Raw genomic sequence first — 408 nt, 5'->3', positions numbered from 1 at the left:
TCCTTCACCTTGCCTGCATGCCCGGTCACGGTCAGCCGGGGCTGGATCCTGAGATGATTGCCAGTAAGCTGGACTATGGCGATTGGCGCGGCTGGCCCGCGGAGGAAAAGGCAGCGGTTACGCAATTTTATGATCGGGCATGGGCACTAGCTCGACTGCTTCACCCGGATAAGAAGGAGGCCGAGGGTTGGCTCTGTGGAAACGCAATGATCGGAAACCCCCTCGAAAACGGCTTGCGCGTATGGATCACCGAACCAACCACAGACTCGATGGTCCAACTCGCTTATTTTCTCATGGGAGCAGACAGCGTCGCAAAGGCGGTAGCCTTCTGGGAGAAGGTGCTGCCCGAGACCCGGCATCAGATCGTGGACTGGCTGTTGAGCGATGTCGTCGAGGCGGCATTGGTAG

At 58.6% G+C, this 408-nt stretch carries 1 protein-coding gene; it reads left to right on the top strand.

What is annotated here, in order from left to right; all coding sequences use genetic code 11:
* Positions 1-53: 53 nt before the first annotated feature.
* Positions 54-408 (top strand): hypothetical protein (locus AC1D0P_RS30800; protein ID WP_477680200.1); only part of this gene is annotated, 355 nt, incomplete at its 3' end.

This window comes from Polaromonas sp. P1_G2 (assembly GCF_056405515.1).
The sequence above is the reverse complement of the archived record's forward strand: the minus strand, read 5'-3'. Positions and strand labels throughout refer to the sequence as shown.